This window comes from Streptomyces sp. NBC_01077, assembly GCF_045162855.1.
Lineage (GTDB): Bacteria > Actinomycetota > Actinomycetes > Streptomycetales > Streptomycetaceae > Streptomyces.
In genome coordinates this window covers 2197538-2223513 of record NZ_CP108669.1, presented here as the reverse complement: position 1 = coordinate 2223513, position 25976 = coordinate 2197538, and the positions used below count along the sequence as shown (strand labels likewise).

The 25976-nt window shown below is 73.4% G+C and carries 22 protein-coding genes; 14 read left to right on the top strand and 8 right to left on the bottom strand.

Going from position 1 to position 25976, the window contains the following annotated elements; translation table 11 throughout:
- The first annotated feature begins 63 nt into the window (after window positions 1-63).
- Window positions 64-1245 (top strand): acyl-CoA dehydrogenase family protein, encoded by a 1182-nt coding sequence (locus OG462_RS09855; RefSeq protein ID WP_406056475.1) that lies wholly within the window; start codon window positions 64-66, stop codon window positions 1243-1245.
- Here OG462_RS09855 and OG462_RS09850 read toward each other — a convergent pair.
- A complete protein-coding gene (locus OG462_RS09850) occupies window positions 1208-1570 on the bottom strand; it encodes a hypothetical protein (RefSeq protein ID WP_406056473.1) in 363 nt (120 codons plus the stop codon). The genes OG462_RS09855 and OG462_RS09850 overlap by 38 nt on opposite strands.
- Before the next feature lie 158 nt (window positions 1571-1728).
- Here OG462_RS09850 and OG462_RS09845 point away from each other — a divergent pair, with 158 nt between their 5' ends.
- Together OG462_RS09845 and OG462_RS09840 are read left to right on the top strand one after the other, a co-directional pair.
- On the top strand, window positions 1729-2865 hold the full coding sequence (locus tag OG462_RS09845) for a hypothetical protein (RefSeq protein WP_406056471.1): 1137 nt from the start codon (window positions 1729-1731) through the stop codon (window positions 2863-2865).
- A 69-nt stretch (window positions 2866-2934) separates the two neighbouring features.
- Window positions 2935-4026 (top strand): phosphotransferase family protein, encoded by a 1092-nt coding sequence (locus OG462_RS09840; protein WP_406056469.1) that lies wholly within the window; start codon window positions 2935-2937, stop codon window positions 4024-4026.
- 38 nt (window positions 4027-4064) lie between these two features.
- Here the strand turns inward: OG462_RS09840 and OG462_RS09835 are convergent, their stop codons facing one another.
- Window positions 4065-4433: a hypothetical protein gene (locus OG462_RS09835; protein WP_406056467.1), complete on the bottom strand. Its 369-nt coding sequence runs from the start codon at window positions 4431-4433 to the stop codon at window positions 4065-4067.
- 225 nt (window positions 4434-4658) lie between these two features.
- Between OG462_RS09835 and OG462_RS09830 the strand changes: the two genes are divergently transcribed.
- From OG462_RS09830 to fxsA, 4 genes are all read left to right on the top strand, one after another.
- A complete protein-coding gene (locus OG462_RS09830) occupies window positions 4659-5099 on the top strand; it encodes an Lrp/AsnC family transcriptional regulator (protein WP_073818744.1) in 441 nt (146 codons plus the stop codon).
- Between the two features lie 100 nt (window positions 5100-5199).
- The gene (locus OG462_RS09825; RefSeq protein WP_406056465.1) at window positions 5200-6843 is read left to right on the top strand and encodes an amidohydrolase; all 1644 of its coding nucleotides are present in this window, start codon (window positions 5200-5202) and stop codon (window positions 6841-6843) included.
- 503 nt (window positions 6844-7346) lie between these two features.
- Window positions 7347-8123, top strand: a complete 777-nt coding sequence (locus tag OG462_RS09820) for a polyprenol monophosphomannose synthase (RefSeq protein ID WP_406056463.1) — start codon at window positions 7347-7349, stop codon at window positions 8121-8123.
- Window positions 8124-8221: 98 nt separating this feature from the next.
- Window positions 8222-8815: an FxsA family membrane protein gene (gene fxsA / locus OG462_RS09815; protein WP_406056461.1), complete on the top strand. Its 594-nt coding sequence runs from the start codon at window positions 8222-8224 to the stop codon at window positions 8813-8815.
- A gap of 216 nt (window positions 8816-9031) precedes the next feature.
- Here the strand turns inward: fxsA and OG462_RS09810 are convergent, their stop codons facing one another.
- The 4 genes from OG462_RS09810 to OG462_RS09795 form a co-directional block, all read right to left on the bottom strand.
- Window positions 9032-9406: an RNA polymerase-binding protein RbpA gene (locus tag OG462_RS09810; protein WP_015032218.1), complete on the bottom strand. Its 375-nt coding sequence runs from the start codon at window positions 9404-9406 to the stop codon at window positions 9032-9034.
- A gap of 255 nt (window positions 9407-9661) precedes the next feature.
- Window positions 9662-11032 carry an MFS transporter gene (locus OG462_RS09805; RefSeq protein ID WP_406056460.1) on the bottom strand — a complete coding sequence of 457 codons (1371 nt, stop codon included), beginning with the start codon at window positions 11030-11032 and terminating at the stop codon, window positions 9662-9664.
- 70 nt (window positions 11033-11102) lie between these two features.
- The gene (locus OG462_RS09800; RefSeq protein WP_406056458.1) at window positions 11103-11867 is read right to left on the bottom strand and encodes a glycerophosphodiester phosphodiesterase; all 765 of its coding nucleotides are present in this window, start codon (window positions 11865-11867) and stop codon (window positions 11103-11105) included.
- Window positions 11864-12571 carry a YitT family protein gene (locus tag OG462_RS09795; protein WP_406056456.1) on the bottom strand — a complete coding sequence of 236 codons (708 nt, stop codon included), beginning with the start codon at window positions 12569-12571 and terminating at the stop codon, window positions 11864-11866. The genes OG462_RS09800 and OG462_RS09795 overlap by 4 nt, the downstream gene beginning before the upstream one ends.
- A 64-nt stretch (window positions 12572-12635) precedes the next feature.
- On the opposite strand from OG462_RS09795, the gene OG462_RS09790 reads away from it, so the two are divergent.
- The gene (locus OG462_RS09790; RefSeq protein WP_406056454.1) at window positions 12636-14135 is read left to right on the top strand and encodes a PLP-dependent aminotransferase family protein; all 1500 of its coding nucleotides are present in this window, start codon (window positions 12636-12638) and stop codon (window positions 14133-14135) included.
- An 83-nt stretch (window positions 14136-14218) separates the two neighbouring features.
- On the opposite strand, the gene OG462_RS09785 is transcribed toward OG462_RS09790, so the two are convergent.
- Complete coding sequence (locus OG462_RS09785; protein ID WP_406056452.1) at window positions 14219-15844, bottom strand: hypothetical protein; 1626 nt, start codon at window positions 15842-15844, stop codon at window positions 14219-14221.
- Between the two features lie 37 nt (window positions 15845-15881).
- Window positions 15882-16076 (bottom strand): hypothetical protein, encoded by a 195-nt coding sequence (locus OG462_RS09780; RefSeq protein ID WP_015032212.1) that lies wholly within the window; start codon window positions 16074-16076, stop codon window positions 15882-15884.
- Window positions 16077-16386: 310 nt separating this feature from the next.
- Here OG462_RS09780 and OG462_RS09775 point away from each other — a divergent pair, with 310 nt between their 5' ends.
- The 6 genes from OG462_RS09775 (at window position 16387) to OG462_RS09750 (ending at window position 25885) form a co-directional block, all read left to right on the top strand.
- Entirely contained in the window at window positions 16387-16779 is a 393-nt protein-coding gene (locus OG462_RS09775) for an ankyrin repeat domain-containing protein (RefSeq protein ID WP_406056450.1), read from the top strand.
- Between the two features lie 256 nt (window positions 16780-17035).
- On the top strand, window positions 17036-18451 hold the full coding sequence (locus OG462_RS09770) for a HEAT repeat domain-containing protein (protein ID WP_406056448.1): 1416 nt from the start codon (window positions 17036-17038) through the stop codon (window positions 18449-18451).
- A gap of 393 nt (window positions 18452-18844) precedes the next feature.
- Window positions 18845-19966, top strand: coding sequence for a glycosyltransferase family 4 protein (locus tag OG462_RS09765; protein ID WP_406056446.1), 1122 nt, complete (start codon window positions 18845-18847; stop codon window positions 19964-19966).
- Window positions 19963-21186 (top strand): glycosyltransferase, encoded by a 1224-nt coding sequence (locus OG462_RS09760; RefSeq protein WP_406056444.1) that lies wholly within the window; start codon window positions 19963-19965, stop codon window positions 21184-21186. The genes OG462_RS09765 and OG462_RS09760 overlap by 4 nt, the downstream gene beginning before the upstream one ends.
- A 224-nt stretch (window positions 21187-21410) precedes the next feature.
- Window positions 21411-22229, top strand: a complete 819-nt coding sequence (locus OG462_RS09755; protein ID WP_406056442.1) for an SGNH/GDSL hydrolase family protein — start codon at window positions 21411-21413, stop codon at window positions 22227-22229.
- Window positions 22226-25885 carry a hydantoinase B/oxoprolinase family protein gene (locus OG462_RS09750; protein WP_406056440.1) on the top strand — a complete coding sequence of 1220 codons (3660 nt, stop codon included), beginning with the start codon at window positions 22226-22228 and terminating at the stop codon, window positions 25883-25885. The genes OG462_RS09755 and OG462_RS09750 overlap by 4 nt, the downstream gene beginning before the upstream one ends.
- Window positions 25886-25976 lie beyond the last annotated feature (91 nt).

Here is a 25976-nt window from a genome sequence, read left to right as displayed (position 1 = left end):
ACCCCGCGCGCGCCCCGCACGTCCGTGCCCGTGCCCGCGCCCGGCAGGGAGGAGCGCCCGGCCATGGCCGACAGCACCCCGGACGGCGTGGAACGCCGGCTGCCCACCGACGAGGCCCGCGAGCTGCTGGCCCTGACACGGGACATCGCCCGGCGGGAGATCGCCCCGCGCGCCGCCGAGGAGGAGGCCGCCGGACACTTCCCCCGCGAGCTCTTCGCCCTGCTGTCCCGTTCCGGGCTGCTCGGACTGCCGTACGACCCGGCGTACGGCGGGGGCGGTCAGCCGTACGAGGTCTACCTCCAGGTCCTGGAGGAGCTCGCCGCGGCCCGGCTCACCGTGGGCCTCGGCGTCAGCGTCCACAGCCTCTCCTGTCACGCGCTCGCCCGCTACGGCACCGAGGAGCAGCGCGCCGCCCATCTGCCCGCGATGCTGGGCGGCGGCCTCCTCGGCGCGTACTGCCTCTCCGAACCCTCCGCCGGATCCGACGCCGCGGCGCTGCGCACCCGGGCCGTCCGGGGTCCCGGAGAAGGTGACGACTGGGTGATCGACGGGACCAAGGCGTGGATCACCCACGGCGGGATCGCCGACTTCTGCACGGTCATGGCCCGGACCGGAGGCGCGGGGGCGCGTGGCATCACCGCTTTCCTGGTGCCGGGGGACGCCCCGGGACTGAGTGCCGCTCCGCCCGAGCGGAAGATGGGCATGAAGGGCTCGCCCACCGCGCAGCTCCACTTCGACGGCGTACGGGTCCCCGACGCGCGGCGCCTCGGCGCGGAGGGGCAGGGCTTCGCGATCGCGCTCGACGCCCTGGACTCGGGGCGGCTCGGCATCGCCGCCTGCGCGGTCGGGCTCGGCCAGGCGGCCCTGGACGAGGCCGTCGCGTACGCCAGGGAGCGTCGCCAGTTCGGCCGGCCGATCGCCGACTTCCAGGGGCTCCGCTTCCTCCTCGCCGACATGGCGACCCGGGTCGAGGCGGGCAGGGCGCTGTACCTGGAGGCGGCGCGGCTCCGGGACGAGGGGCGGCCGTTCGGCCGGTGCGCGGCGATGGCCAAGCTGTTCTGCACGGACGCCGTCATGCAGATCACGACGGACGCGGTCCAGGTGCTGGGCGGGTACGGCTACACGGCGGACTTCCCCGTGGAGCGGTATCTACGGGAGGCGAAGATGCTCCAGATCGTCGAGGGGACCAATCAGATCCAGCGTGTGGTCATCGCCCGTCACCTGGTCGGACCAGAGTCCCGCTGACGCGGACCGTGCGGTCCGCCCAGACGGGGCCCGAGGCGAGCCGCGCCCACTCCTGGTCGCGGTGGCCCGGGAGGGTGCGGCCCTGGCTCGCCCAGAGGGAGAGCACGTCCTTGTAGATGGGCGGGTCGGCGGGGACCGGGGCGGGTGCCTGCGCCGGTACGGGTACGGGCACGGGCATCGGTACGGGGCCGGGGCCCGTACCGGGGGCGCCGGGCGTCGGTGCCGACGTCTGCGTCCGTGTCGGATGCGGAACCGATTCTTCAATGCGCGGTTCGGCCTGCCGGTGCCGACCGATTCCGCTGGGGGTCGTGTACAGCGTGGTCATGCCCGAACCAACGCGCCCCGGCGGTCGTGGTCACCGCCGAACGGATTCGAGCGGCAGTTCGTCCGGTACCCGGTGCACGGCTCTGGCCCCCCGGCGCGCACCTGACGTACCGTCAGTTTCCCTCGCGGAACACGCGCTCGCCGACCAGGAGGTCAGCCATGTCCGTGCACCGGCACGTCGACGACCGGCCCGTCGCACTCGACGAATACCCCGTGCACCAGGCCCCGCTCTCGATGAAGCACCACGTCAGCGGCGACCGCAACGCCTACGACCGGTGCATCTTCCACGTCTTCGACCACACCGGCCGCGCCCTGCTCATCGCCGGCCTCGGGGTCTACCCGAACGCCGGAGTCGTCGACGCCTACGCCACCCTCAGGGTCGGCGACCGGCTGCACGCCGTCCGGGCCTCCGACGCACTCGGCGACGACCGGATGAACCTCTCCGTCGGCCCGTTCACCATCACCGTCGACGAGCCCCTCAAGCGCCTCTCCCTGCGCTGCGCGGCCGACCCCGACGACCCCGACGGGCTCTCCTACGACCTCTCCTGGACCGGCGACTTCCCGGCCGTCTGGGAACCCCACCACACCCAGCGTCACGGCGGCCGGCTCACCCTCGAAGGCCGCCGCTTCGTCCAGGCCGGGCACTGCGCGGGCACGGTCAGGGCGGGTGGCGAGGAGTTCGCCGTCACCCCGGGGGAGTGGACCGGCACCCGCGACCGCAGCTGGGGAGTCCGCCCGATCCCCGGCGAGGAGCCCGGGCGCGGCGCCGAGTTCCGCCCCGAGGGCTTCCACTGGCTCTGGATCCCGATGCGCTTCGAGGACCGCTTCCTCATGGTCGTCGCCCAGGAGGACGCCGACGGCTACCGCACGCTCAACGAGGCCCTGCTCGTACGGAACGGCCACCGCGACACCCAACTCGGCTGGCCCCGCACCGAGATCACGTACCGCCCGGGCACCCGCCACCCGGAACGAGCCGCCGTCCACCTGACCGACCCGACCGGCAAACCCCTGGAGCTCGGCGTCGAGATCCTCGCCTCCTCCCCGCTCGCCGTCGGCGCCGGCTACCCGCCCGCCACCGACTGGCAGCACGGCACCTGGCAGGGGCGCGGCTGGACCGACCGGCGCGTCTACGACCTCAGCGACCCCGCCGCCCACCCCATGGCCGCGTACGGCGTCACCGACCACGCCGCCCGGTTCACGCTCGACGGCCACACCGGCTACGGCATCTTCGAGCACGGTTCGTTCGGCCGCCACGACCCCAGCGGCTTCGCCGACCACACGTCGACGGCCCCCTGACGAACCTCGTTCGCGTCAGCGGTCGTCCGTCCCACCCTCCTACGTCAACGGCCTTCCGAGGAGCTCCCCTTGACCTCCGCGCCCCGCCCCCGCACCACCACCCGCGACCCCGAGGAGCTCGGGCGCCGGCTCACCGCCTGGCTGGACCGGCATCTGCCCGGCGCCCGTGCCACCGATCTCGCCGTGCCCGGTTCCAACGGCATGTCCAGCGAGACCCTGCTCTTCGACCTCGACCATCCGGACGCCCCGGTACGCGGCTGCGCCCTGCGGCTGGCCGCCGACCCCGACGCGTACACCGTCTTCCCCGTCTACGACATGGCCCGCCAGCACCGGGTCATGGGCCTGGTCGGCGAGCACACCGACATCCCCGTACCCCGGGTGCTGTGGCTCGAAGAGGACCCGGAACCGCTCGGCGCCCCCTTCTTCGTGATGGCCCGCGCCGAGGGCCGCGTCCCGCCGGACGTCATGCCCTACACGTACGAGGGGAACTGGCTGCACGCCGCCACCGACGCCGAACGCGCCCTGCTGGAGGCCGGGTCCGTCTCCGTGCTCGCCCGGCTGCACGAGCAGTTCCCCGCGAAGGAGGCCGAGTTCCTGCTGCCCGACGGCCCGGGGACCCCGCTGCGTCGGCACGTCGACGCCCAACGCGCGTACTACGCCTGGGTGGTGGAGGGGCTCGCCCCCTCGCCGCTCATCGAGTCGGCCTTCGACTGGCTGGAGGCCCACTGGCCGGCCGACGAGGGCCCGGCCGTCCTCGGCTGGGGCGACGCGCGCATCGGGAACATCGTCTACGACGGATTCACCCCCGCAGCCGTCCTCGACTGGGAGATGGCGGCCTGCGTCCCGCGCGAGGTCGACCTCGGCTGGACGGTCTACCTGCACCGCTTCTTCCAGGACCTGACCGTCTCCTTCGGCCAGCCCGGGCTGCCCGGCTTCCTGCGGCGCGACGCGGTCGAACGGCGCTACGCGGAACTGACCGGGCACACCCCGCGCGACATGGAGTTCCACACGCTCTACGCGGCGCTGCGGCACGCGATCGTGATGCTCAGGATCGCGTACCGGCAGGCCCACTTCGGCGAGGTCGAGATACCCGCGGACCCCGACGGCCTGATCCTGCACCATGCCACCCTGGCGGCGATGGTGCGGGGAACCTACTGGTGAGCGGAGGGGCCCGGAGGCCCCGTCCGGCAAGACACCCTCTAGGCCGCGCGCCGCATCTGCGGCACCCGCATCGGGCGCGAGCCCGGACCGCCGACGTGCGAGAAGGGCTGCGTGCGCCAGTCGAGACTCTGGGGGAGCGTCAGGAGGAGGGCGGTGTCCTGCTCCTGGACCTCCAGGGTGTCGTCGGCCGGACGCGCCTCGGTCGCCGACAGGCCCGTGCCCGAGCAGACCGTCAGGACGAAGGGGTTCCACGGCGTCGGGCAGAGCGCGTGCTCCGGCAGCACGTCCTCGTCCGCGAGCAGCGCGATGGGCTGCACGCACTCCGGGCAGATGACCCGGAACATCTCAAAGGTGTCGTACGCGTCGAGCTCTTCGGACGTGTCGACCGAATCAACAGGCTCCTGCATGGAGAATCTCCCCCTCGGGTGGGTCGGCCGGATCTGTACGGCCTCGACCACAGCAAGCACTTCCCATACGACCGTCCGCATAACCGTGTGGCAGTACCCCAGGGCGGACGCAAACCTGTGGCGTTCGTCACATGCCCGTCGCAGGTGCCCCGTGATGACCCATACCGACCGATAGCGGTCGACCCCGGCGGTGCCGCTCCCCGTCCGGAGCAATAAGGTCACCGCATGGAGGAGCTGGATCGTCAGATCGTCGAGTTGCTCGTCAAGGACGGGCGCATGAGCTACACCGACCTGGGCAAGGCCACGGGCCTGTCCACGTCGGCGGTGCATCAGCGCGTCCGCCGCCTGGAGCAGCGCGGAGTCATCCGCGGCTACGCGGCCGTCGTCGACCCGGAGGCCGTCGGCCTGCCGCTGACCGCCTTCATCTCGGTCAAACCCTTCGACCCCAGCTCCCCCGACGACACCCCCGACCGGCTCGCCGACATCCCGGAGATCGAGGCCTGCCACAGCGTCGCAGGTGACGAGAACTACATCCTCAAGGTCCGCGTCGCCACCCCGCTGGAGCTGGAGCACCTGCTCAGCCGCATCCGCTCCCAGGCCGGTGTCTCCAGCCGCACCACCGTCGTCCTCTCCACCCCGTACGAGGCCAGGCCGCCGCGCATCTGACGCGGCCGGGCGCATCCGACGTGCCCGTTCACCCGCGGTCGGGCACGCCGAGGGGGACCTGCCGGACAAACCGGGTCCTGGCAGGTCCTAGCCTGGTCGCATGAGTGAGTCCATGCCTGCTGCGTCTCCCGCCGAACACCGCACCGTGCTGCTGCGCGGTGGAGAAGTCCACAGCCCCGCCGACCCCTTCGCCACCGCCATGGTGGTGGAGCGCGGGCACGTCGCCTGGGTGGGCTCGGAGGGCGCGGCCGACGCCTTCGCCACCGGCGTGGACGAGGTGGTCGACCTGGAGGGCGCGCTCGTCACCCCGGCGTTCGTCGACGCGCATGTGCACACCACCGCCACCGGGTTCGCCCTCACCGGGCTCGACCTGTCCGGCGCCGCCTCGCTCGCCGACGCGGCGCAGCTGATCCGCGCCCACGCCGCCGCCCGCCCCGAGGACCGCATCCTCATCGGCCACGGCTGGGACGCCTCCCGCTGGCCCGAGCGCCGCCCGCTCACCCGCGCCGAACTCGACGAACTCACCGGCGGCCGCCCGCTCTACCTCACCCGCATCGACGTCCACTCGGCGGTCGTCACCACCGCCCTCCTCGACCTCGTCCCCGGCGTCCGCGACCTGGACGGCTTCCACGACGGGCAGCGGCCGCTCACCGGCGACGCCCACCACGCCGTGCGTGCCGCCGCCTTCGGCGCCGTCTCCGCACTCCAGCGCACCGAGGCGCAGCGCGCCGCCCGGAGCCGGGCCGCCTCCCTCGGCATCGGCACCCTGCACGAGTGCGGCGGCCCCCGGATCTCCTCCGAGGACGACTTCACCGGCCTCCTGGACCTGGCGCGCGACGAGGCCGGCCCCCGGGTCGTCGGCTACTGGGCCGATCTCGACGTCGAGCGGGCCCGTGCCCTCGGCGCGCTGGGCGCGGCCGGTGACCTGTTCGCCGACGGTTCCCTCGGCTCCCACACGGCCTGCCTCCACGAGCCGTACGCCGACCACACCGACGCCGGCCACACGGGGGCCGCCCACCTGGACGCGGCGACCGTCGCCCTCCATGTCGTGGCCTGCACCGAGGCGGGCCTCCAGGCCGGCTTCCACGCCATCGGGGACGGCGCCGTGACCGCCGTGGTCGAGGGCGTCAGGTCCGCCGCCGAGAAGGTCGGCCTGGCCCGTGTCCGGGCCGCCCGGCACCGCGTCGAGCACGTCGAGATGCTCACCCCCGAGACCATCGCCGCCTTCGCCGAACTCGGCCTCACCGCCTCCGTCCAGCCCGCCTTCGACGCGCTCTGGGGCGGCGAGGAGGGTATGTACGCCGACCGGCTCGGCGCCGAGCGGGCCCGCACCCTCAACCCGTACGCGGCGCTGCTGCGTGCCGGTGTGCCGCTGGCCTTCGGCTCGGACAGCCCGGTGACCCCGCTCGACCCCTGGGGCACCGTCCGGGCCGCCGCGTTCCACCGCACCCCCGAGCACCGGATCTCCGCCCGGGCCGCCTTCACCGCCCATACCCGGGGCGGCTGGCGGGCCGTGGGCCGGGACGACGCGGGGACGCTGGTTCCGGGAGCCCCCGCCGACTACGCGGTCTGGCGCACCGAGGAGCTCGTCGTCCAGGCCCCCGACGACCGGGTCGCCCGCTGGTCCACCGACCCCCGCTCCGGGACGCCCGGTCTGCCCGATCTGTCCCCCGGACTCGACCTCCCGGTCTGCCTGCGTACGGTCGTGCACGGACAGCCGGTGTTCGTACGGCCGAACGAGTGATGTAGGGATATGTCCCACCTGGGACCCCGTTCCGTACGCTTGTCCCCGACCTGCGGATCTTCCCCTCCGGCCTGGCCTTTTAGGGAGTCTCCGCAGGTCAAGCGGGTGTTGACAGTCGACCGCCAGGGGCGGGTAGGTTCTCCGCGTCCACCACAGGACGTCCGACCGGACCGCATCCCCGAGCATTCGCCGAACGCCGCCCGCGCCTCGGCCGCGAGGGAAGGATTCTCCGGCGGAAGGTGCGACCCGGGTGGGGCCCGGACGTTCAGTAGACAACGGCTCTCGGTCGATCCGCCGCCAGCGGATCCCAGGTCGGACCGAAGGACGACGGGCCCCGCACCGCACCCCCACCCGCGTGTACGGTCTTTCCCGACCGCCGCGCCACCCGCGTGCACGGTCCCGCCCCGACCGCCGCGCCACCCCTCTCAGCCGACCCGCCGCGCCGGAGCACTCCGAGGACCTCGCTATGGTGGGGGCCTGTGTATGTATCCGAAGGGGCAGTAGTGAACGACGGTGGCCAGAGGCGTTACGGCCCGCTCGGCAAGGCCTTGGTGATCATTCCGACCTACAACGAGGCGGAGAACATCAAGCCGATCGTCGCGCGGGTGCGGGAAGCCGTACCCGAGGCGCACGTCCTCGTCGCCGACGACAACAGCCCCGACGGCACGGGCAAGTTCGCGGACGAGATCGCGTCCGAGGACGACCATGTGCACGTCCTGCACCGCAAGGGCAAGGAGGGACTCGGCGCCGCCTACCTCGCCGGCTTCCGGTGGGGCATCGAGCATGGGTACGGCGTCCTCGTCGAGATGGACGCCGACGGCTCCCACCAGCCCGAGGAGCTCCCGCGCCTGCTCACCGCCCTCAAGGGCGCGGACCTCGTCCTCGGCTCCCGCTGGGTGCCGGGCGGCCGCATCGTGAACTGGCCGAAGTCCCGCGAGTTCATCTCCCGGGGCGGCAGCCTCTACTCGCGCGTGATGCTCGACGTACCGCTCCGCGACGTCACCGGCGGCTACCGGGCCTTCCGCAAGGAGACCCTGGAGGGCCTGGGCCTGGAGGACGTGGCCTCGGCCGGCTACTGCTTCCAGGTCGACCTGGCCCGCCGCGCGGTCGCCGCCGGCTTCCATGTCGTCGAGGTCCCGATCACCTTCGTGGAGCGCGAGATCGGCGACTCGAAGATGAGCCGGAACATCGTGATCGAGGCGCTGTGGCGGGTCACCGGCTGGGGCCTGTCGGCGCGGGCGGAGAAGGTCGGCAAGATGCTCGGCCGCAAGCCCTCCTGAAGCCGCTGCTCCAGGGTGCCTGCGGTCCGGCGTCCTGATCTCCCGTCCTGATCCCGCCTTTACGACGTTCCGGCGGGGCTCCAGGCACACTGGGGACCATGACGACCGGCGCAACGCCTCCCCTCGCCCCCAAGCGCTCACGCGCGCGTACGTTCCTTCCGCTCGCCGTCGCCGCCTGGCTGGTCCTCGAGATCTGGCTCCTCACCGTGGTGGCGGACGCGGCGGGCGGACTGGCCGTGTTCGCCCTGCTCGTCGGCGGCATCGTGCTCGGTGCCGCCGTCGTCAAGCGGGCGGGCCGCCGCGCCTTCCGCAACCTCAGCTCGACCTTCCAGCAGGCCCAGGCCGCGGCGCAGACGGGCGCGATGCCCTCGACTCCCGAGCGGACCGGCACGGAGGACCGCAACGGCTTCCTGATGCTCGGCGGTCTGCTCCTGATGATCCCCGGCCTGGTCTCGGACGCCCTCGGCCTGCTCCTGCTGATTCCGCCGATCCGCTCGCTCCTCGGGCGGTACGCGGACCGGGCCGCCGAGCGCCGGATGGCCGCCGCGTCTCCCGGCAGCCTCCAGGACGCCTTCCAGCAGGCTCGTATCCACCGCCCGGACGGCAAGGTCGTCCAGGGTGAGGTCATCCGCGAGGACGCCGCTCAGGGCCCGCGCCGGGCCGACGAGCACCGCCCGCCCCTGACGCCCTGACCCTGATGCCCTGCCTTGACGCCCTGACCCTGATGCCCTGACCCTGATGCCCTGATCGGCCCCTCGTGCCCCGCCCCCTCGACAACGGGGGAGCGGGGCACGCTCGGCAGCGGAGACCTGAGCACGGAAACGGGAAACCCGGGCACGGAAACGCCTCGGGGCCCGGTACACAGTTCGTGTACCGGGCCCCGAGGCGTTGTTCGTCCGATGGGTCCGCTAGGCGGACTTGCGGCTGTCGCGCGGATGCACGGCGATGTTCATGGCGCCGGAACGCAGGACGGCCAGCCTTTCGGCGAGGACCTCCTCCAACTCCTCGCGGGTGCGTCGCTCCATGAGCATGTCCCAGTGCGTACGCGCAGGCTTGCCCTTCTTCTCCTCAGGTCCGTCCCCGTCCACCAGGAGTGCCTGGATTCCGCAGACCTTGCATTCCCACTCCGGCGGAATTTCCGCTTCCACCGAGAAGGGCATCTCAAAACGATGGCCCTTCTCGCATGCGTACTCCACGGCCTGGCGCGGGGCCAGATCGATGCCGCGGTCGGTCTCGTAGCTCGTCACCACGAGGCGCGTGCCGCGAAGAGCTCGCTCACTCATGAATCGTGCCTCCCGGGCTTGTCGCCCACAGGACAGGTGTCGCTGTCGTCGTTATCCGGTCAACGTCCGGTCGGCGGTAAAGATTCCCGTGCCGGGTCATGCGTCGCCCGTCGTGCCGCCCCTTGTTGTACCCACCAGTGCCCGTTTTGTCACATCTGACGGCAGATGTGACCCGGTGTCTTCACCAAAGCAGCACGCAGTAACGGTCCGCCTGGCAGGCCAAACGCGTACACTACCGCCCTTTCACTGCCACGTCTAAATTCGGTCCGGTATGGGGTTCCCCGCAGCCTCCACCGCGCGCCGCACCGGGACCCGGGCGAGCAGGGTGAAGCCGACCACGAAGAAGATCACCAGGGAGATGATGGCATCCCGGTAGCTTCCGGTCAGCTGATACGCGAGACCGAACACGAGTGGACCCAGCCAACTGAGCCCCCGGTCGCTCATCTCGTACGCCGAGAAGTACTCCGCCTCCTTGCCGCGCGGCACCAGATGCGAGAACAGCGAGCGCGACAGAGCCTGGCTCCCGCCCAGTACCAGGCCGATCGCGGCCGCCAGACAGTAGAAGAACACGGGCGCGTCGGCCGGCAGGAGGTAGCCCGCCACCAGGATCAGCGTCCAGACCGCGAGCGAGGCCAGAATCGTCCGCTTGGCGCCGTACGACCGGGCGAGTCGCCCCATGCCGAGCGCGCCCACCACCGCGAGCACCTGGACCAGCAGGACCGCCGTGATGAGCGTGGTCTGGTCGAGGCCCAGCTCCTCCGAGCCGAACACCGAGGCCTGCGAGATCACCGTCTGCACGCCGTCGTTGTAGACCAGGTAGGCGAGCAGGAAGGAGAGCGTCAGCGGATGCCGGCGCATGTCCTTGAGGGTCGCCCGCAGCTGCCGCCAGCCGCTGCCGACCGCGCCCCCGCCGGCCCCCTCCCGTGCCTCCGGGCCGATCCGCCGGTCCCGCAGCCGTCGCAGCGGTACGACGGTGAAGGCGCCCCACCACACACCGGCCGAGGCCAGACAGATCCGGACCGCCTCGCCCTCCGTGAGGCCGAAGGAGTCGTGGCCCGAGTAGAGGATCAGATTCAGGACGAGGACGAGCGCGCCCGACGTGTAGCCGAAGGCCCAGCCGCGCGAGGAGACCGTGTCCCGCTCGTCCGGCTCCGCGATCTGTGGCAGAAAGGCGTTGTAGAGCACCATCGAGACCGAGATCGAGGCGTTCGCCACGATGAGCAGGAACGTACCGAGCAGATACCGGTCGCCCGCCAGGAAGAACATGCCCGCCGTGGCCGTCGCGCCCACATAGGCCGAGGCCGCGAGCAGCGGCTTCTTCCGGCCCGTACGGTCCGCGATCGCGCCGACCAGCGGCATCAGCAGGACCGCGACCACGATCGAGGCCGACACGGCGTACGCGAAGAGCGAGCCGGCCCGCACGGGTATCCCCAGCGGGTGCACATAGCCCTCGGCGTCGGACGCCGCCCGTGCCACCGAGGTGAGATACGGGCCGAGGAACACGGTGAGCACGCTCGTCGAGTACACCGAGCAGGCGAAGTCGTAGAAGTACCAGCCCCGCTGCTCCCGCTTGCGCGCGGCGGGATCGGTGGCGTACTCCTCCGGTTCGGTGGTTCCAGCGGTCAAGGCCGCGCCCCCTCGTTCGTCCCCGTGACCGGGCCCGGCGATCCGGACCCGGAGCCCCCGGGACGCGCGCTCAGACCCACACACCCCGCTCGGTCAGCACCGAGCGCAGCGTCTCCAGTTGATCGGTCATGATGCCATCCACCCCGAGATCGAGGAGAGCGTTCATCCGGGCCGGATCGTTCACCGTCCACACATGGACCTGGAGCCCGCGCGCGTGCGCCTCCCGGACGAATCGGCGGTCCACCACCGGGATGCCGCCCTGCCGCTCGGGGACCTGTGCGGCCACCGTCCCGGCCCGTACCGCCGCCGGGATGCCGAACGAGCGCAGCCGCAGCCCGATCACCCCGCGCACCCCGTACGAGGTGGCCAGCTCGGGACCGGCCATCTGCTGCGCCCGCGCCACCCGGGCCTCGGTGAAGGAGCCCACGCACACCCGGTCCCAGGCCCGCTTCCTGCGGATCAGGTTCACCAGCGGGTGCAGCGCCGACTCGGCCTTGAGGTCCACGTTCCAGCGGGCCTCCGGGAACTCGTCCAGGAGGTCGGCGAAGAGCGGCAGCGGTTCCTTGCCCGCCACCCGGGCCTCGCGGACCGCCGCCCACGGCAGGTCGCGGATCCTGCCCGAGGCGTCCGTGACCCGGTCGAGGGTCGCGTCGTGGAAGGCGACGAGAGCCCCGTCGGCCGTCGTGTGCACATCGGTCTCGAAATAGCGGTAGCCCGCGGCGGCGGCCCGGCGGAAGGCGGCCGCGGTGTTCTCCAGGCCGTTCGCCGTGCCGCCGCGATGGGCGAACGGGAGGGGCGTGGGATGGTCGAGATAGGGGTGGCGTACGCGAGTCACCGCCGCAGTATGGCGTCTTCCGGTGTCGTGGGGGCGTCCGCGGTGCTTCCGGAGTCCGGCTCGGGAACGGCGAACCAGCGAAGGAAGAACTGGGCGAGCGGCCCGATGGCCAGCGCGTACAGCACCGTGCCCACGCCGACCGAGCCGCCGAGCAGGAAGCCGGTGGCGACCACCGCCACCTCGATCGCCGTCCGCACCAGACGGATGGAACGGCCGGTGAGCCGGTGCAGACCGGTCATCAGGCCGTCGCGCGGGCCGGGGCCGAACCGCGCCGCGATGTACAGACCGGTGGCCACACCGTTGAGGACGATGCCGAGCGCGAGCAGCGGGATCCGCCCGGCCAGGCCGTGGACGTCCGGGACGAGCGCCAGGGTGCCGTCCATCGCCAGACCGATCGCGAACACGTTGGAGACCGTGCCGAGCCCCGGCCGCTGCCGGATCGGGATCCACAGCAGCAGCACCGCGGCCCCGACGATGATCGACACCACGCCGATGGTCAGGCCCGTCTTCTCGGCGAGACCCTGGTGGAGAACGCCCCAGGGCTCCAGGCCGAGACCGCTGCGCACCAGCAGCGCCGAGCTGACTCCGTACAGCGTCAGCCCCACGTAGAGCTGGACGAGCCGACGGGTGAGGTGCCGGCCGTGGAGGCCGGAGGCGATGGACAAGGGACTTCCCCCCAGGGTGGTGGTAGTGGACTGGCTCATGACACTCTGTGGCGGGGGAACGGGTGCCAACCATGGCCAATTCGAGGAAGGTGGACTGATTTCGATGGCCCAGTGGACTTCGGCGGTAGGACCGGCTCAGCTCGCCCGGCAGCTCCAGGCGCAGCAGCCGAGGCCCGCCGGACCCGGCGCCCGTAAGCCGCCCGCCTACCGCGCCCTGGCCGACGGTATCCGTCTGCTCGTCCTGGAGGGCCGGGTCCCGGTCGCCGCCCGGCTGCCCGCCGAGCGGGAACTCGCCCTCGCCCTGACCGTCAGCCGTACGACGGTGGCCGCGGCCTACGAGGCGCTCCGCGCCGAGGGCTTCCTGGAGTCGCGGCGGGGGGCCGGCAGCTGGACCGCCGTACCGGCCGGGAACCCGCTGCCCGCGCGGGGCCTCGAACCGCTGCCCCCGGAGGCCCTCGGCTCGATGATCGACCTCGGCTGCGCGGCGCTGCCCGCGCCCGAGCCCTGGCTCACCCGCGGCGTCCAGGGTGCCCTGGAGGAACTGCCCCCCTACGCGCACACGCATGGCGACTATCCGGCTGGACTGCCCGCGCTGCGGCAGATGCTCGCCGACCGGTACACCGCGCGCGGCATCCCCACCATGCCCGAGCAGATCATGGTCACGACCGGCGCCATGGGCGCCATCGACGCCATCTGCCACCTCTTCGCCGGGCGCGGCGAGCGCATCGCCGTCGAGTCCCCCTCGTACGCCAACATCCTCCAGCTGATGCGGGAGGCCGGGGCCCGGCTCGTGCCCGTCGCCATGTCCGAGGGGCTCGGCAGCTGGGACCTGGGCCGCTGGCGCCAGGTCCTGCGCGACGCGGCACCCCGCCTCGCGTACGTGGTGGCCGACTTCCACAACCCGACCGGCGCGCTGGCCGACGAGGACCAGCGGCGGCAGCTCGTGGACGCGGCCCGTTCGGCCGGCACGGTCCTCGTCGTCGACGAGACCATGGCCGAGCTGCATCTGGACGACGACGTGGAGATGCCCCGGCCGGTCTGCGCCTTCGACCCGGCCGGCTCCACCGTCCTCACGGTCGGCTCGGCCAGCAAGGCCTTCTGGGCGGGCATGCGCATCGGCTGGGTCCGGGCGGCGCCCGACGTCATCCGCTCGCTGGTGGCGGCCCGCGCGTACGCCGACCTCGGCACCCCGGTCCTCGAGCAGCTCGGCGTGAACTGGCTCATGCGGACCGGCGGCTGGGAGGAGGCCGTGACCCTGCGCCGCGACCAGGCCCGGGAGAACCGGGACGCGCTCGTCACCGCCGTCCGCCGGGAACTTCCGGAGTGGGAGTTCTCCGTGCCGCGCGGCGGTCTGACCCTCTGGGTCCGTACCGGCGGCCTCTCCGGCTCCCGGCTCGCCGAGGCGGGCGAGCGGGTCGGCGTCCGCGTCCCCTCGGGCCCCCGTTTCGGCGTCGACGGGGCCTTCGAGGGCTTCGTCCGGCTGCCCTTCACGGTCGGCGGGCCGGTCGCCGACGAGGCCGCCGCCCGGCTGGCCGCCGCGGCCCGCCTGGTCGAGTCGGGCGCGGGCGGGGGGACCGAACCGCCGCGGTCGTTCGTGGCGTAGCCGTTCGCGTCCTCGCACGTCATGCGAAGAGGCCGGTACGGACCCGGGGGGTCCCTGCCGGCCTCTTCGCGCGCGTGTGGCGCTCAGCCCTCCGCGGGGACGGGGGCGTGCAGCGGAGCGGGACCGGGGTCCGGCTCGGCTCGGGGCGCCGGGGCCGGTTCGGGGGCCGCCGCGACGACGGTCTCGATCGCCATCGTCGTCGCCGTGCGGCGCTCCGGGAGGAGCTCCAGGACCGCTTTCCGGTGCGCCTCGCTCGTCGCGTCGTCGTACGGGTCGGGCGTCGCCGGCACCTGGAGGCGCAGGACCGGGCCGGTGCCCAGGCGCGCGTAGCCACGGCCCGCGGGCACCTGGGGCGTCGGAGTGGTGTGCGGCTCGACTCCGAGGACGGCCGCGATCTGGTCAGGCGTGGCGGGACCGAGCACGATCCGGGCCCTCGTGTGGCTCCGTACCGCCTCGCTCAGCGTGTCCGTGCTGTCGAACTGCTCGGCGACCACCACCGTGACCTGGGCCGCGCGCCCGTGCCGCAGCGGCACCTGGAGCAGCTCCTGCGGGTCGGGGCGGCCGTCGGCGGCGGCCAGGTGACCGAGGATGCCCGGCCGGTCCAGCAGGATCCACAGCGGCCGCCGGGTGTCCTCGGGCGCCGGGTGGCCCGCCTGCCGGGCCCGGTTGGCGGCGATCAGACGTCGTTCCGTCTCGTGCGCAGCCCACTCCAGACTGGCCAGCGAGCCGGAGAGGCCGCACTCGACCGCCAGGACCCCGTCGCGGCCGGTGAGGCACGCGTACTCGCCGGTGCCACCGCCCTCGACGATCAGCACGTCGCCGTGGGGGAGGGCCTGGAGCGCGATCGAACGCAGCAGAGAGGTGGTGCCGCTGCCCGGCTGGCCGACGACCAGCAGATGCGGCTCGGTGGAGCGGGGGCCGGTGCGCCAGACCACGGCCGGCGCGTCCTCCGTACCGTCCGACGCGACCACGGGAACGGTCCGCTGCACGGCGTCCGCGTCGGTGAAGCCCAGGACGGTCTCGCCCGGCACGGTGACGAAGCGCTGGGCGGCGATGGTGGTGGGCAGAGCGGGCAGCACGCTCAGGTCGAGCCGGTTGCCCTCCTCGTCCCAGTCGAAGCGGTACTCACGGCCGCGCCCGGACTTGGCGTGCAGCAACTGCTCGATACGCGCGCGTGCGGCGGGCTCGCCGTCGGTGAAGTACGGCGGGTACGCGATCCTCAGCCGGGTGAGACGCCCGTCCTCGTCGAAGGCGTACTCCGCGAAGGCGCCGCTCCAGTCGCCGCCGTGGGCGAAGAGCGGTGCCGGGTCCTCGGGGACGGAGAAGTACGGCACGAGGGCCTCGTACAGGCCCTTGAGCCGGGCGACCTCCGCGTCGTCGGGCCCGGTCTTGACGACCGGGCGCTCGCGTCCCCTCCACGCGGCCGCGCCCATGAGCGTGACGAGCGCGAGGAGCGGCCCGTACGGCATGAGGGCGACGACCAGGACGCAGGCCGCGACCAGGAGCAGCGTAGGACCACGCCGCTCCTTGGGGGTCGCGGCCCACTTGGCGCGCGCGGTCGCGGCCAGCTTCCGCAGACCACGGGAGACCGTGATCAGTGGATGGAGCACGTCGGTGGCGCTGTCGGCGGCCGTGCGCGCGATCTCTCGACTACGAGCGATCTGTGCGCTGCCGCTGCTCAGAATGCGGGGGAGTGGTCGCCGGGCCACGAAGTACTCCTGAAGTGGTGGAAGGGACTGAAGGGCGTCAGAACTTGATCCCGCCCAGGAGGCCGGCGAGGCTCTGCCCGCCTGCCGTGATGCTCGGGGCGATGGCGGTACCCGCGAGGTAGAAGCCGAACAGCGCGCTGACGAGGGCGTGCGAGGCCTTCATCCCGTCCTTCTTGAAGAACAGGAAGCAGATGATGCCGAGCAGGACCACGCCTGAGATGGACAGGATCATTGGTTGTTCTCCTGGTTGAGGGGACAGTCACCATGAGTCCTTCCAAGTTCACAGCAAGTATCTATGTGACTAAAGGTGCATACGAGTGAAAAACGGGGGATTTCACTTGACCGGCGGACGTCGAACGGACTGTCGGGTGGCGAAATGCCCGGCGTGCGCTAGAGAGGCGGCCGGCGGCGGGCTGCCGTGATCTTTGCCTCGGTCGGGCGAGGTCATGTCACCGAACGGGCAGTACCCTGTCGATTCACTCGTACGGCCGCGCTTGCCGTGCACCGGTCGACAACGCAGGAGAGAGAGGCGGGCCCACCCGATGAGCGAGACTCCGGACCCCGAGGTCATCGAGCTGGCGTCCAAGGTCTTCGACCTCGCCCGCACCGGGGACGCCGACGCGCTGGCCGCCTACGTCGACGCGGGTGTCCCCGCGAACCTGACCAACGACAAGGGCGACTCCCTCGTCATGCTCGCCGCCTACCACGGCCACGCCGCCGCGGTCTCCGCCCTCCTCGCGCGCGGTGCCGACGCCGACCGTGCCAACGACCGCGGCCAGACCCCGCTCGCCGGTGCCGTCTTCAAGGGGGAGGACGCGGTGATCCGCGCGCTCCTCGCCGGCGGCGCAAATCCGGAAGCCGGGACTCCGTCCGCTGTCGACACCGCCCGGATGTTCGGCAAGGCCGAACTCCTCGAGCTCTTCGAATCCCGGTGAACGGGCGCTGAACCCCAGGTGAGAGCGGCGTCGTAAATGTGGTCGCGGTGGCGAAATGGGTGGGTCATCATGACGTCGGGCCCGGCAAAACGGGCCACCGACGAGAGGCTGAGGAAGATGGTCACTGGCAGGCGATGGACGACAAGCGGCCCGACATGTTGCCGCACGGCCTAGGCGTACGGGCGATGTACCGCCCGACCCGGGTCATCCCGGTATCCCCCGGTCGTGTCGACAGCTTGATGTGAGGCGTCTTCCCATGTTCGATCCAGTCATAGCGCCGAGCGGCACCCTGCTCGGCCTGCTGCAGCGGGGCCGCGGCGACGGCACCCTGCACGCACTCGCCGCGCCACGCGCCGAGGCCCTCGCGGCCCTCAACCACTGCGTTCTCGACGACCCCCGCCACGACTGGCAGGTCGAGAACCGCTCCCTCTACTACGCCCGTCTCTACCTGGACCTCCACGGCGGTCTCGACGAGATCGAGGCGCACCTCTTCGGCGCCGAGGACATCCTCGACACCGAGGAGTCCAGGACCGGGCTCGCGCTCGCCGTCCTCGGGCACCTCGCCTCCTACGGACGCCAGGACGCCCTGCTGCTGCTCCGGCGGTACGCGGCGACCGGCACGAACTGGGCCTGGGCCCTCGACGAGCTGGCGCTCCGCGACGACGACACCGGACTCCGCGCGCTCGCCGTCCCCGTGCTGGCCCGCTTCCCGGCCGACGCCGAGGGCGACGCCGAGCTGGCCGGCGTCGTACGGGACGCCTTCGAGCCCCGCCCGTGGCGCCTGTGGGCCGAGGACCAGCGCGACGCCGTCGGCGCCCGGGTCAGGGCCGCCCAGGAACAGGGCTCCTTCGACCGCTGGCAGCGACAGATGCGACCCGCCGGGCCCCGCCCCGGCTGGAGCGTGCGCGCCGTCCTCGACTGGGCGCAGGAGGGGTACGAGCGCGGAGCCGTCCTCCACGGCCCCGCCGCCCGCTGCCTCACCGCCGTCGCAGGACCCGAGGACCGGCCCGAGCTCCTCGCCGCCGCCCGGCACGGCTCGGTGGGAGCCCGGGGCGCCGCCCTGCACCACCTCGCCGAGTCACAGGACCCCGCCGTCCTCGACCTCGTCGAGGGCGCCGCCGACGGTGACTCCCGCGAGGCCGCCGAAGCCGCGATCGCCGCCTACCGCCGTATGTGCGGGGAGGACGCCGTCGCCCGCGCCCGCGCGTGGGTCCGCCGGACCGACGCCCTCGGCGCCGCCGCCGCCGACGTCCTCGCCTGCCGTGGCACCGCCCAGGACTCCCCCTCCGTCCTCGGCGCGCTGCGTGACACCATCCGTTCCGAAGGCCCCGACGCGCCCGCGCTCGGCGGGCTCGTGGACGGCGCCGGCCGCCTCGGCATCGCCTGCGCGGCCCCCGTGCTGCGCCACGTCTACCGAGAGACGGCCTCCTCCCAGCTCCGCGGGCGCGTGGCCCTCGCCCTCGCCGCCACCGACCCGACCTTCGCGAGCGGCTTCGCCGTCGAGTGCCTCTGGGACTGCGAGGAGACCACCCGCGAGGTCGCGGCCCAGCACGCCGAGACCGGGGACGTGCGCGTCGCCGAACGATTGCGCCGCCTCGCGGCGGACCCGGCCGAGGAGGTCGAGGTCCAGACCGCGGTACGCAACCGCATAGGGCCGGACCTGCAGGTCTGACCCGACCCGGTCGCAGCCCGCCCCACCGGGCGGACCCGGTCGACCCCGTCACCCGGCTCCGGGGCGGCGCGGCCCCCGGCGGAGAACCCGCCGCGCGTGGCCCCGCCCCGGAGGACCGGTCGGGGGTACGGGGTGTCCGGGGGCTTCGGCCCGGATCCACAAGCCCGGATCCACAAGCCCGGATCCACAAGCCCGGATCCACAAGCCCGGATCCACAAGCCCGGTCTTCAAGCCCGAAGCGAGTCCAGGTCCATGGGAGCGCCGGGAGCGTGCCGCCCGGCATTTGATCGTTTCCGGCCTGCGGCAGCCCCCGCGCGAAACGCTCATGGGACGTTCCCTCCCCGTCCAGATCGACGTTGGCGGGGACACGCCGAACGCGACGACAACACCCGTATGCGTGTCGTCATCGTCACCGAATCCTTTCCTCCCGACGTCAACGGTGTGGCGCACTGCGCCCTGCAGACCGCGCGCCACCTCGTCCGGCGGGGCCACACCCCGCTCGTCATCGCCCCCGCCGTCGCCGATCAGGCCGCGGACGCCGACGCCCCCTGCGCCGTCGTCCGGGTGCCCTCCCTCCCCCTTCCCGGCTATCCGCAGGTACGCGTCGCCCTGCCCAGTCGCCGCGTCGCCGCGGCCATCGCCGCCCACCGCGCCGACGTCGTCCACCTCGCGGGACCGTTCGTCCTCGGGGTGCGCGGGATGACGGCCGCCACCCGGCTCGGCATCCCCGCCGTCGCCGTCTACCAGACCGACCTCGCCGGCTACGCCCGCACCTACGTGGGAACCGGCGAGGGCGCCGCCTGGCGCCGCCTCCGCGCCGTCCACGGGGCCGCCGACCGCACCCTCGCCCCGTCCTCGGCCGCCGTCCGCGACCTTGAGGCCCACGGCATCGGCCGCATCCGGCTCTGGGGCCGCGGGGTGGACACCGCCCGCTTCCGCCCCGAGCTGCGCGACGACGCCCTGCGCCGGGAGCTCGCCCCGGACGGGGAGCTCCTCGTCGGCTACGTGGGCCGCCTCGCCCCCGAGAAGCGCGTGGATCTCCTCGCCGGAGTGGGAGACCTCCCCGGCGTACGGGTGGTGGTCGTCGGCGACGGGCCGAGCGGGCCCGCGCTGCGCACCGCCCTGCCGGGCGCCCGGTTCCTCGGCCGCCGTACCGGCGACGACCTCGCCCGGATCTTCGCCTCGCTCGACGTGTTCGCCCACACCGGCCCCTTCGAGACCTTCTGCCAGACCGTCCAGGAGGCCATGGCGAGCGGGGTCCCGGTGATAGCCCCGGCCGCCGGGGGACCCCTGGACCTGGTCGACCAGGGGCGTACCGGACTCCTCGTACCCGCGGGAGACCAGGACGCGCTGCGCGACGCCGTCGCCACGCTCGCCGCCGCGCCGGAGCTGCGCGCGGCGTTCGGCCACGCCGGCCGGGCAACCGTCGAGGGCCGTACCTGGGAGGCCCTCGGCGACGAACTGATCGGGCACTATCTGGAGGTCCTGCGGGAGCGGACGGTGGTGGCGGCATGAGCGGCGTGCGTGTCGACCGGGTTCACGGCGGAGGCGGCGCCGAAGGGGTTCACGGCCGCGGCGGCGGGCTGCGGATCGTGCGGCTCGCCAACTTCGTCACCCCCACGTCGGGCGGCCTCCGCACCGCCCTGGACCAGCTCGGCCGCGGCTACCGCGAGGCCGGACACGAACCGGTCCTCATCGCCCCGGGCGATGTCGCGAGCGACGTCCACACCGAACAGGGCCGGGTCATCACCCTCCCCGGCCCGGTGCTGCCCGGCACCGGCGGCTACCGGGTCCTCGCCGACCGGCGCCGGGTGCGTCATCTCCTCCGAGAGCTCGCCCCGGACCGGATCGAGGTCTCGGACCGTACGACCCTGCGGTGGACGGGGGAGTGGGCGCGGCGCGCCCGCGTGCCCTCGGTCATGGTCTCCCACGAGACCGCGGACGGGGTGCTGCGCACCTGGGGCGTGCCGCCGGCGGTCGCGGCCCGCGCGGCGGACCGGCTCAACCGCCGTACGGCCTGGGCGTTCGCGCGGATCGTCTGCACGACGGAGTGGGCCGAGCGCGAGTTCGTACGGATCGGCGCCCGCAACGTCGTACGGGCCCCGCTCGGCGTCGACCTGGAGCGCTGCCGGCCCGGCCGCCGCAGCACCGTGCTCCGGGCCCGGTACGCGGACGGGGAGCGGGTGCTCCTCCTGCTCTGCTCGCGCCTCTCCGTCGAGAAGCGGCCGGGAACGGCCCTGGACGCCCTCGCCGAGCTGCGGGACGCGGGCATCGAGGCCGCGTTGGTGGTCGCGGGCGACGGGCCGCTGAAGGGCGCCCTGGAGCGGCGGGCGCGCGAGCGGCGGCTCCCGGTGCGGTTCCTCGGGCACGTCGCCGACCGTGAGGTCCTGGCGGACCTCCAGGCGGCGGCCGACGTGTGCCTGGCCCCGGGGCCGGCGGAGACGTTCGGTCTCTCCGCCCTGGAGGCCCTCGCCTGCGGGACCCCCGTCGTCGTCAGCGCCTCCTCCGCCCTCCCGGAGGTCGTCGGCACCGCGGGTGCATCGGCCGTGGACACCCCGGGCGCCTTCGCCTCCGCCGTACGGGGACTCCTCGTCGCTCCGGAGGCCGCTCGCCGCAGGGCCGCACGCGCGCGTGCGGAGGTCTTCACCTGGGAGCGCTCCGTCGCCGCCTTCCTCCGGGCCCACGACGCCCTCCCCAGCCCGGAGCCGCGCCGCCCCGAGGAGGTACGCCGATGACACCGGACCAGGCGTCCGTCCCGGTCGCGGATCCGATTCCGGTCGCGGCTCCGGTCCCGGGTCCGGCTCCGGTCGCGATACCGGCTTCGGCTTCGGCACCGGCACCGGCACCGGTCCCGATACCGGCACCGGCACCGGTCCCGATACCGGCTTCGGCTTCGGCACCGGTCCGCGTACCCCCGCCCCGCCCCGGAACGGCTCCCCGCGGCACCGTCCGGTTCGTCGTGCTCGGGGACTCGCTCAGCGAGGGCGTCGGGGACCGGGTGGACGGCGCCTGGCGGGGGTGGGCGCCGCTGCTCGCCGACGGGCTCGCCGCCGAGGGGCAGGACACGGCCTTCCTGAACCTCGCCGTCAGCGGGGCCCTCAGCGCCGACGTCGCCGACCGGCAGGCCCCCCGTGCCCTCGCGTTCCGGCCGCACCTCGCCTCCGTCGTCGTCGGGGTCAACGACACCCTGCGCCGCACCTTCGACATCGGGGTGCTCGCCCGCCACCTGGGCCGCGTCTGCGCCGACCTCGACGCCGCCGGAGCCGTACTCCTGACCGCCTGTCTGCCCGATCCCGGCCGGATGCTCGGCCTGCCGCCCCCGCTGGCGCGCCCGCTGGCCCGCCGCCAGCGGTCCGTCAACGCCGTCGTGCACGCCCTCTCCGCCCGACACGGGGCCGTCCATCTGCACCTCGCCGACGACACCTGGACCGAGGACCGCACGCTGTGGAGCGCCGACCGGCTGCACCCCGGCGAGCGGGGCCACCGGGCCGTCGCCGAGGGCTTCCACCAGCTCCTCGCCGCCCGGGGACTCGCCCACGGCACACCGCCCGCGCGGGAGCCCGCCCAGCCGCCGCCGAGCCGCGCGGAGGCCGTGCTCTGGCTCGCCACCGCCGGCACCGGCTGGCTCCTCCGGCGCAGCCGCGACCTGCTCCCGCAGCTGCTGCTGCTCGCCGGTGCGGAACTGCGCAACTGGGCCGACGGCACCGGTCCCGCGCCCCTCGACGCGCGCGCGGACGCCGCCCTCGCCGCCGCCCTCGCGGCCACAATGGGGAGATGAACGGGCGCTGGGAGTTCTGGATCGACCGGGGCGGCACCTTCACCGACATCGTGGGCAGGCGGCCCGACGGCCGGCTCGTCACGCGCAAGGTGCTCTCCCACGACCCCACCCGGCGTCAGGACGCCGCCGTCGCCGGAATCCGCCTCCTCCTCGGCCTCGAACACGACGAACCCGTCCCCGCCGACCGGATCGCCGTCGTCAAGATGGGCACCACCGTCGCCACCAACGCCCTCCTGGAGCGGCGCGGCGAGCCGACCGTCCTCCTCGTCACCGAGGGCTTCCGCGACGCGCTCCGCATCGCCTACCAGAACCGGCCACGGCTCTTCGACCGCCACATCGTGCTCCCCGAAGCGGTCTACGCGCGCGTGATCGAGGTCCCCGAGCGGGTCGACGCCCACGGCCATGTCGTCCGGCCCCTGGACGAGTCCGCCGTCGCCGAGGCGCTCGTCGCCGCCCACCGCGACGGCCTCCGCTCGGCCGCCGTCGTCCTCCTCCACGGCTACCGCCATCCGGCACACGAGGCCCGGATCGCGGCGCTCGCGCGCGACACGGGCTTCACCCAGGTCAGCTCCTCGCACGAGGTCAGCCCGCTCATCAAGCTCATCCCGCGCGGGGACACCACCGTCGTCGACGCCTACCTCTCGCCGATCCTGCGCCGGTACGTCGACGAGGTAGCCCGCGAACTCGCCGGGATCCGCCTCATGTTCATGCAGTCCAACGGCGGACTGCGCGAGGCGGCCCACTTCCGGGGCAAGGACGCCGTCCTGTCCGGACCGGCCGGCGGTGTCGTCGGCATGGCCCGCACCTCGGCGCAGGCGGGCCACGAGCGGGTCATCGGCTTCGACATGGGCGGCACCTCCACCGATGTGTCGCACTACGCCGGCGCCTTCGAGCGTGAACTCGGTACACAGGTCGCCGGGGTACGGATGCGAGCGCCGATGATGAGCATCCACACCGTCGCGGCGGGCGGCGGGTCCGTCCTGCACTTCGACGGACGCCGCTACCGTGTGGGCCCCGACTCGGCGGGCGCCGTCCCCGGCCCCGCCTGCTACCGCCGCGGCGGACCGCTCACGGTCACCGACGCCAACGTCATGCTCGGCCGCGTCCAGCCCGCCCACTTCCCCGCCGTGTTCGGCGAGAGCGGCGACCTGCCCCTGGACGCCGAAGTCGTACGGGAGCGGTTCACGGCCCTCGCTGAGGAGGTCGGCGGCGGGCGTACCCCCGGGGAGGTCGCCGCGGGCTTCCTGGAGATCGCCGTCCTCAACATGGCCAACGCCGTCAAGAAGATCTCCGTCCAGCGCGGCCACGACATCACCCGCTACGCCCTCACCAGCTTCGGCGGCGCCGGCGGCCAGCACGCCTGCGCCGTCGCCGATGCCCTGGGCGTCGACACCGTGCTCGTACCCCCGCTCGCCGGAGTGCTCTCCGCGTACGGCATCGGGCTCGCCGACGCCACCGCCATGCGGGAGCGGTCCGTCGAGGCGGAACTCGACGCCCCGGGCACCCCCGCCCGCGTGACGGCCCTCTGCGCCGAACTCGCCGACCGCACGCGCGCGGAGCTCCGGGCCGACGGCCTGCCGGACGAGGCGATCACGACGTACGCGCGCGTCCTCCTGCGGTACGCCGGCACCGACGCGAGCCTCCAGGTCGACCTCGCGTCCCCGGAGGAGCTGAAAGCCGTGTTCACGGCGGTGCACCGTGCGCGGTACGCCTTCACCATGGACCGGCCACTCGTCGTCGAGGCCGTCTCCGTGGAGGCCGTCGGCAGGGCGGGCCCGCACGGGCCCGTCCATGCCGATCGCGTCGTCGACGCGGACGCGGACATAGACGCGGACACAGACGCGGATACAGACGCGGGCGAGGGCGAGGGCGAGGGCGCTGCCACGCTGCACGCCACCGTCCGGATGTTCAGCGCCGGAACACCCCACGACGCTCCCCTCCACCGGCGCGCGGACCTGCGGCCGGGCGACACCGTGGACGGGCCCGCGATCCTCGCGGAGGCCGACGCCACGACCGTCGTCGACAGCGGCTGGCGGGCCACCGCGACCGACACCGGACACGTCCTCCTGCAGCGCGTCGCCCCCCGCCCCGCGCGCGTGGCGGCCGGCACGGACGTCGACCCCGTCCTCCTGGAGGTCTTCAACAACCTCTTCATGGCCATCGCCGAGCAGATGGGCGTCCGCCTGGAGAACACCTCCCAATCCGTCAACATCAAGGAACGCCTCGACTTCTCCTGCGCCCTCTTCGACGCCGAGGGCAACCTCATCGCCAACGCGCCCCACATCCCCGTGCACCTCGGCTCCATGGGCGAATCCATCAAAGAGGTCCTGCGGCGACGCGGCGGCGACCTGCGCCCCGGTGATGTGTACGCGATCAACGACCCGTACCACGGCGGCACCCACCTCCCCGATGTCACCGTGGTGACGCCGGTCTTCGACGACTCCGGCCCGGAACTCCGCTTCCTGGTCGCCTCACGCGGCCATCACGCCGAGATCGGCGGGATCACCCCCGGCTCCATGCCCGCCTTCAGCCGGACCCTCGACGAGGAGGGCGTCCTCTTCGACAACTGGCTGCTCGTACGCGACGGTCGTCTGCGCGAGGACGAGACACGGGCCCTGCTCACCGGCGCCCGTCACCCCTCCCGCGACCCGGACACCAACCTCGCCGACCTCCGCGCCCAGATCGCCGCCAACGAGAAGGGCATCGAGGAACTCCGCAGGACCGTCGACGAGTTCGGGCTCGACGTCGTCCAGGCCTACATGCGGCACGTCCGCGCCAACGCCGAGGAGTCCGTGCGCCGCATCGTCGCCGGCCTGGACGACGGCGCGTACCGCTACGAGACCGACGGGGGCGCGATCATCCAGGTCGCCGTCCGCGTCGACCGCGAACGGCGGTCCGCCGTCATCGACTTCACCGGCACCTCTCCACAGCTGCCCGGGAACGCCAACGCGCCCACGGCCGTCGTCATGGCCGCCGTCCTGTACGTCTTCCGCACCCTCGTCGACGAGGACATCCCCCTCAACAGCGGCTGCCTGGAACCCCTGGAGGTCCGGGTCCCGCCCGGCTCCATGCTCGCGCCGGAACCGCCGGCCGCCACCGTCGCCGGCAACGTCGAGACCTCCCAGGCCGTCACGGGCGCGCTCTATGCGGCCCTCGGTGTCCAGGCCGAGGGCTCCGGCACCATGAACAACCTCACCTTCGGCAACGCGCGCGTGCAGTACTACGAGACCGTCGCCAGCGGCTCCGGCGCGGGCGACGGCTTCGACGGCGCCGATGCCGTCCAGACCCATATGACCAACTCCCGGCTCACCGACCCCGAGATCCTGGAGTGGCGCCACCCGGTCAGGGTCGACTCCTTCGCGGTACGGGAGGACGGCGGCGGGCGCGGCCGCTGGCGGGGCGGACGAGGGGTGGAGCGCCGCATCCGGTTCCTGGAGCCGATGACGGTGGCCCTCCTCACCGGACACCGCAGGGTCCCCCCGTACGGCATGGCGGGAGGCGAACCGGGCGCCCTCGGCGAGAACCTCGTGGAGCGCGCGGACGGCACCGTCGAGCGGCTCGGCGGCGCCGCCACCACGGAGGTCGGCCCCGACGACGTCCTCGTCCTGCGCACCCCGGGCGGCGGGGGCTACGGCCCGCCGCCCGAGGAGGAGTGAGGGTTGTCGCCTCTCATGGAGTGATATCCCCCAGCCGCGAAGGACCTCAGCGCACCGGCGGGCCCGGCCTGATCCACAGGACACCCCGTGC

Bases quoted from the DNA above. Each gene is read 5' to 3' on its own strand.
- OG462_RS09750 (WP_406056440.1), top strand. From the start codon at position 22,226: ATGAACGGGCGCTGGGAGTTCTGGATCGACCGGGGCGGCACCTTCACC.
- OG462_RS09790 (WP_406056454.1), top strand. From the start codon at position 12,636: ATGGCCCAGTGGACTTCGGCGGTAGGACCGGCTCAGCTCGCCCGGCAG.
- OG462_RS09760 (WP_406056444.1), top strand. From the start codon at position 19,963: ATGAGCGGCGTGCGTGTCGACCGGGTTCACGGCGGAGGCGGCGCCGAA.
- OG462_RS09795 (WP_406056456.1), bottom strand. From the start codon at position 12,571: ATGAGCCAGTCCACTACCACCACCCTGGGGGGAAGTCCCTTGTCCATC.
- fxsA (WP_406056461.1), top strand. From the start codon at position 8,222: ATGACGACCGGCGCAACGCCTCCCCTCGCCCCCAAGCGCTCACGCGCG.
- OG462_RS09775 (WP_406056450.1), top strand. From the start codon at position 16,387: ATGAGCGAGACTCCGGACCCCGAGGTCATCGAGCTGGCGTCCAAGGTC.
- OG462_RS09835 (WP_406056467.1), bottom strand. From the start codon at position 4,433: ATGCAGGAGCCTGTTGATTCGGTCGACACGTCCGAAGAGCTCGACGCG.
- OG462_RS09850 (WP_406056473.1), bottom strand. From the start codon at position 1,570: ATGACCACGCTGTACACGACCCCCAGCGGAATCGGTCGGCACCGGCAG.
- OG462_RS09825 (WP_406056465.1), top strand. From the start codon at position 5,200: ATGAGTGAGTCCATGCCTGCTGCGTCTCCCGCCGAACACCGCACCGTG.
- OG462_RS09845 (WP_406056471.1), top strand. From the start codon at position 1,729: ATGTCCGTGCACCGGCACGTCGACGACCGGCCCGTCGCACTCGACGAA.
- OG462_RS09855 (WP_406056475.1), top strand. From the start codon at position 64: ATGGCCGACAGCACCCCGGACGGCGTGGAACGCCGGCTGCCCACCGAC.
- OG462_RS09765 (WP_406056446.1), top strand. From the start codon at position 18,845: ATGCGTGTCGTCATCGTCACCGAATCCTTTCCTCCCGACGTCAACGGT.
- OG462_RS09810 (WP_015032218.1), bottom strand. From the start codon at position 9,406: ATGAGTGAGCGAGCTCTTCGCGGCACGCGCCTCGTGGTGACGAGCTAC.
- OG462_RS09780 (WP_015032212.1), bottom strand. From the start codon at position 16,076: ATGATCCTGTCCATCTCAGGCGTGGTCCTGCTCGGCATCATCTGCTTC.
- OG462_RS09770 (WP_406056448.1), top strand. From the start codon at position 17,036: ATGTTCGATCCAGTCATAGCGCCGAGCGGCACCCTGCTCGGCCTGCTG.
- OG462_RS09830 (WP_073818744.1), top strand. From the start codon at position 4,659: ATGGAGGAGCTGGATCGTCAGATCGTCGAGTTGCTCGTCAAGGACGGG.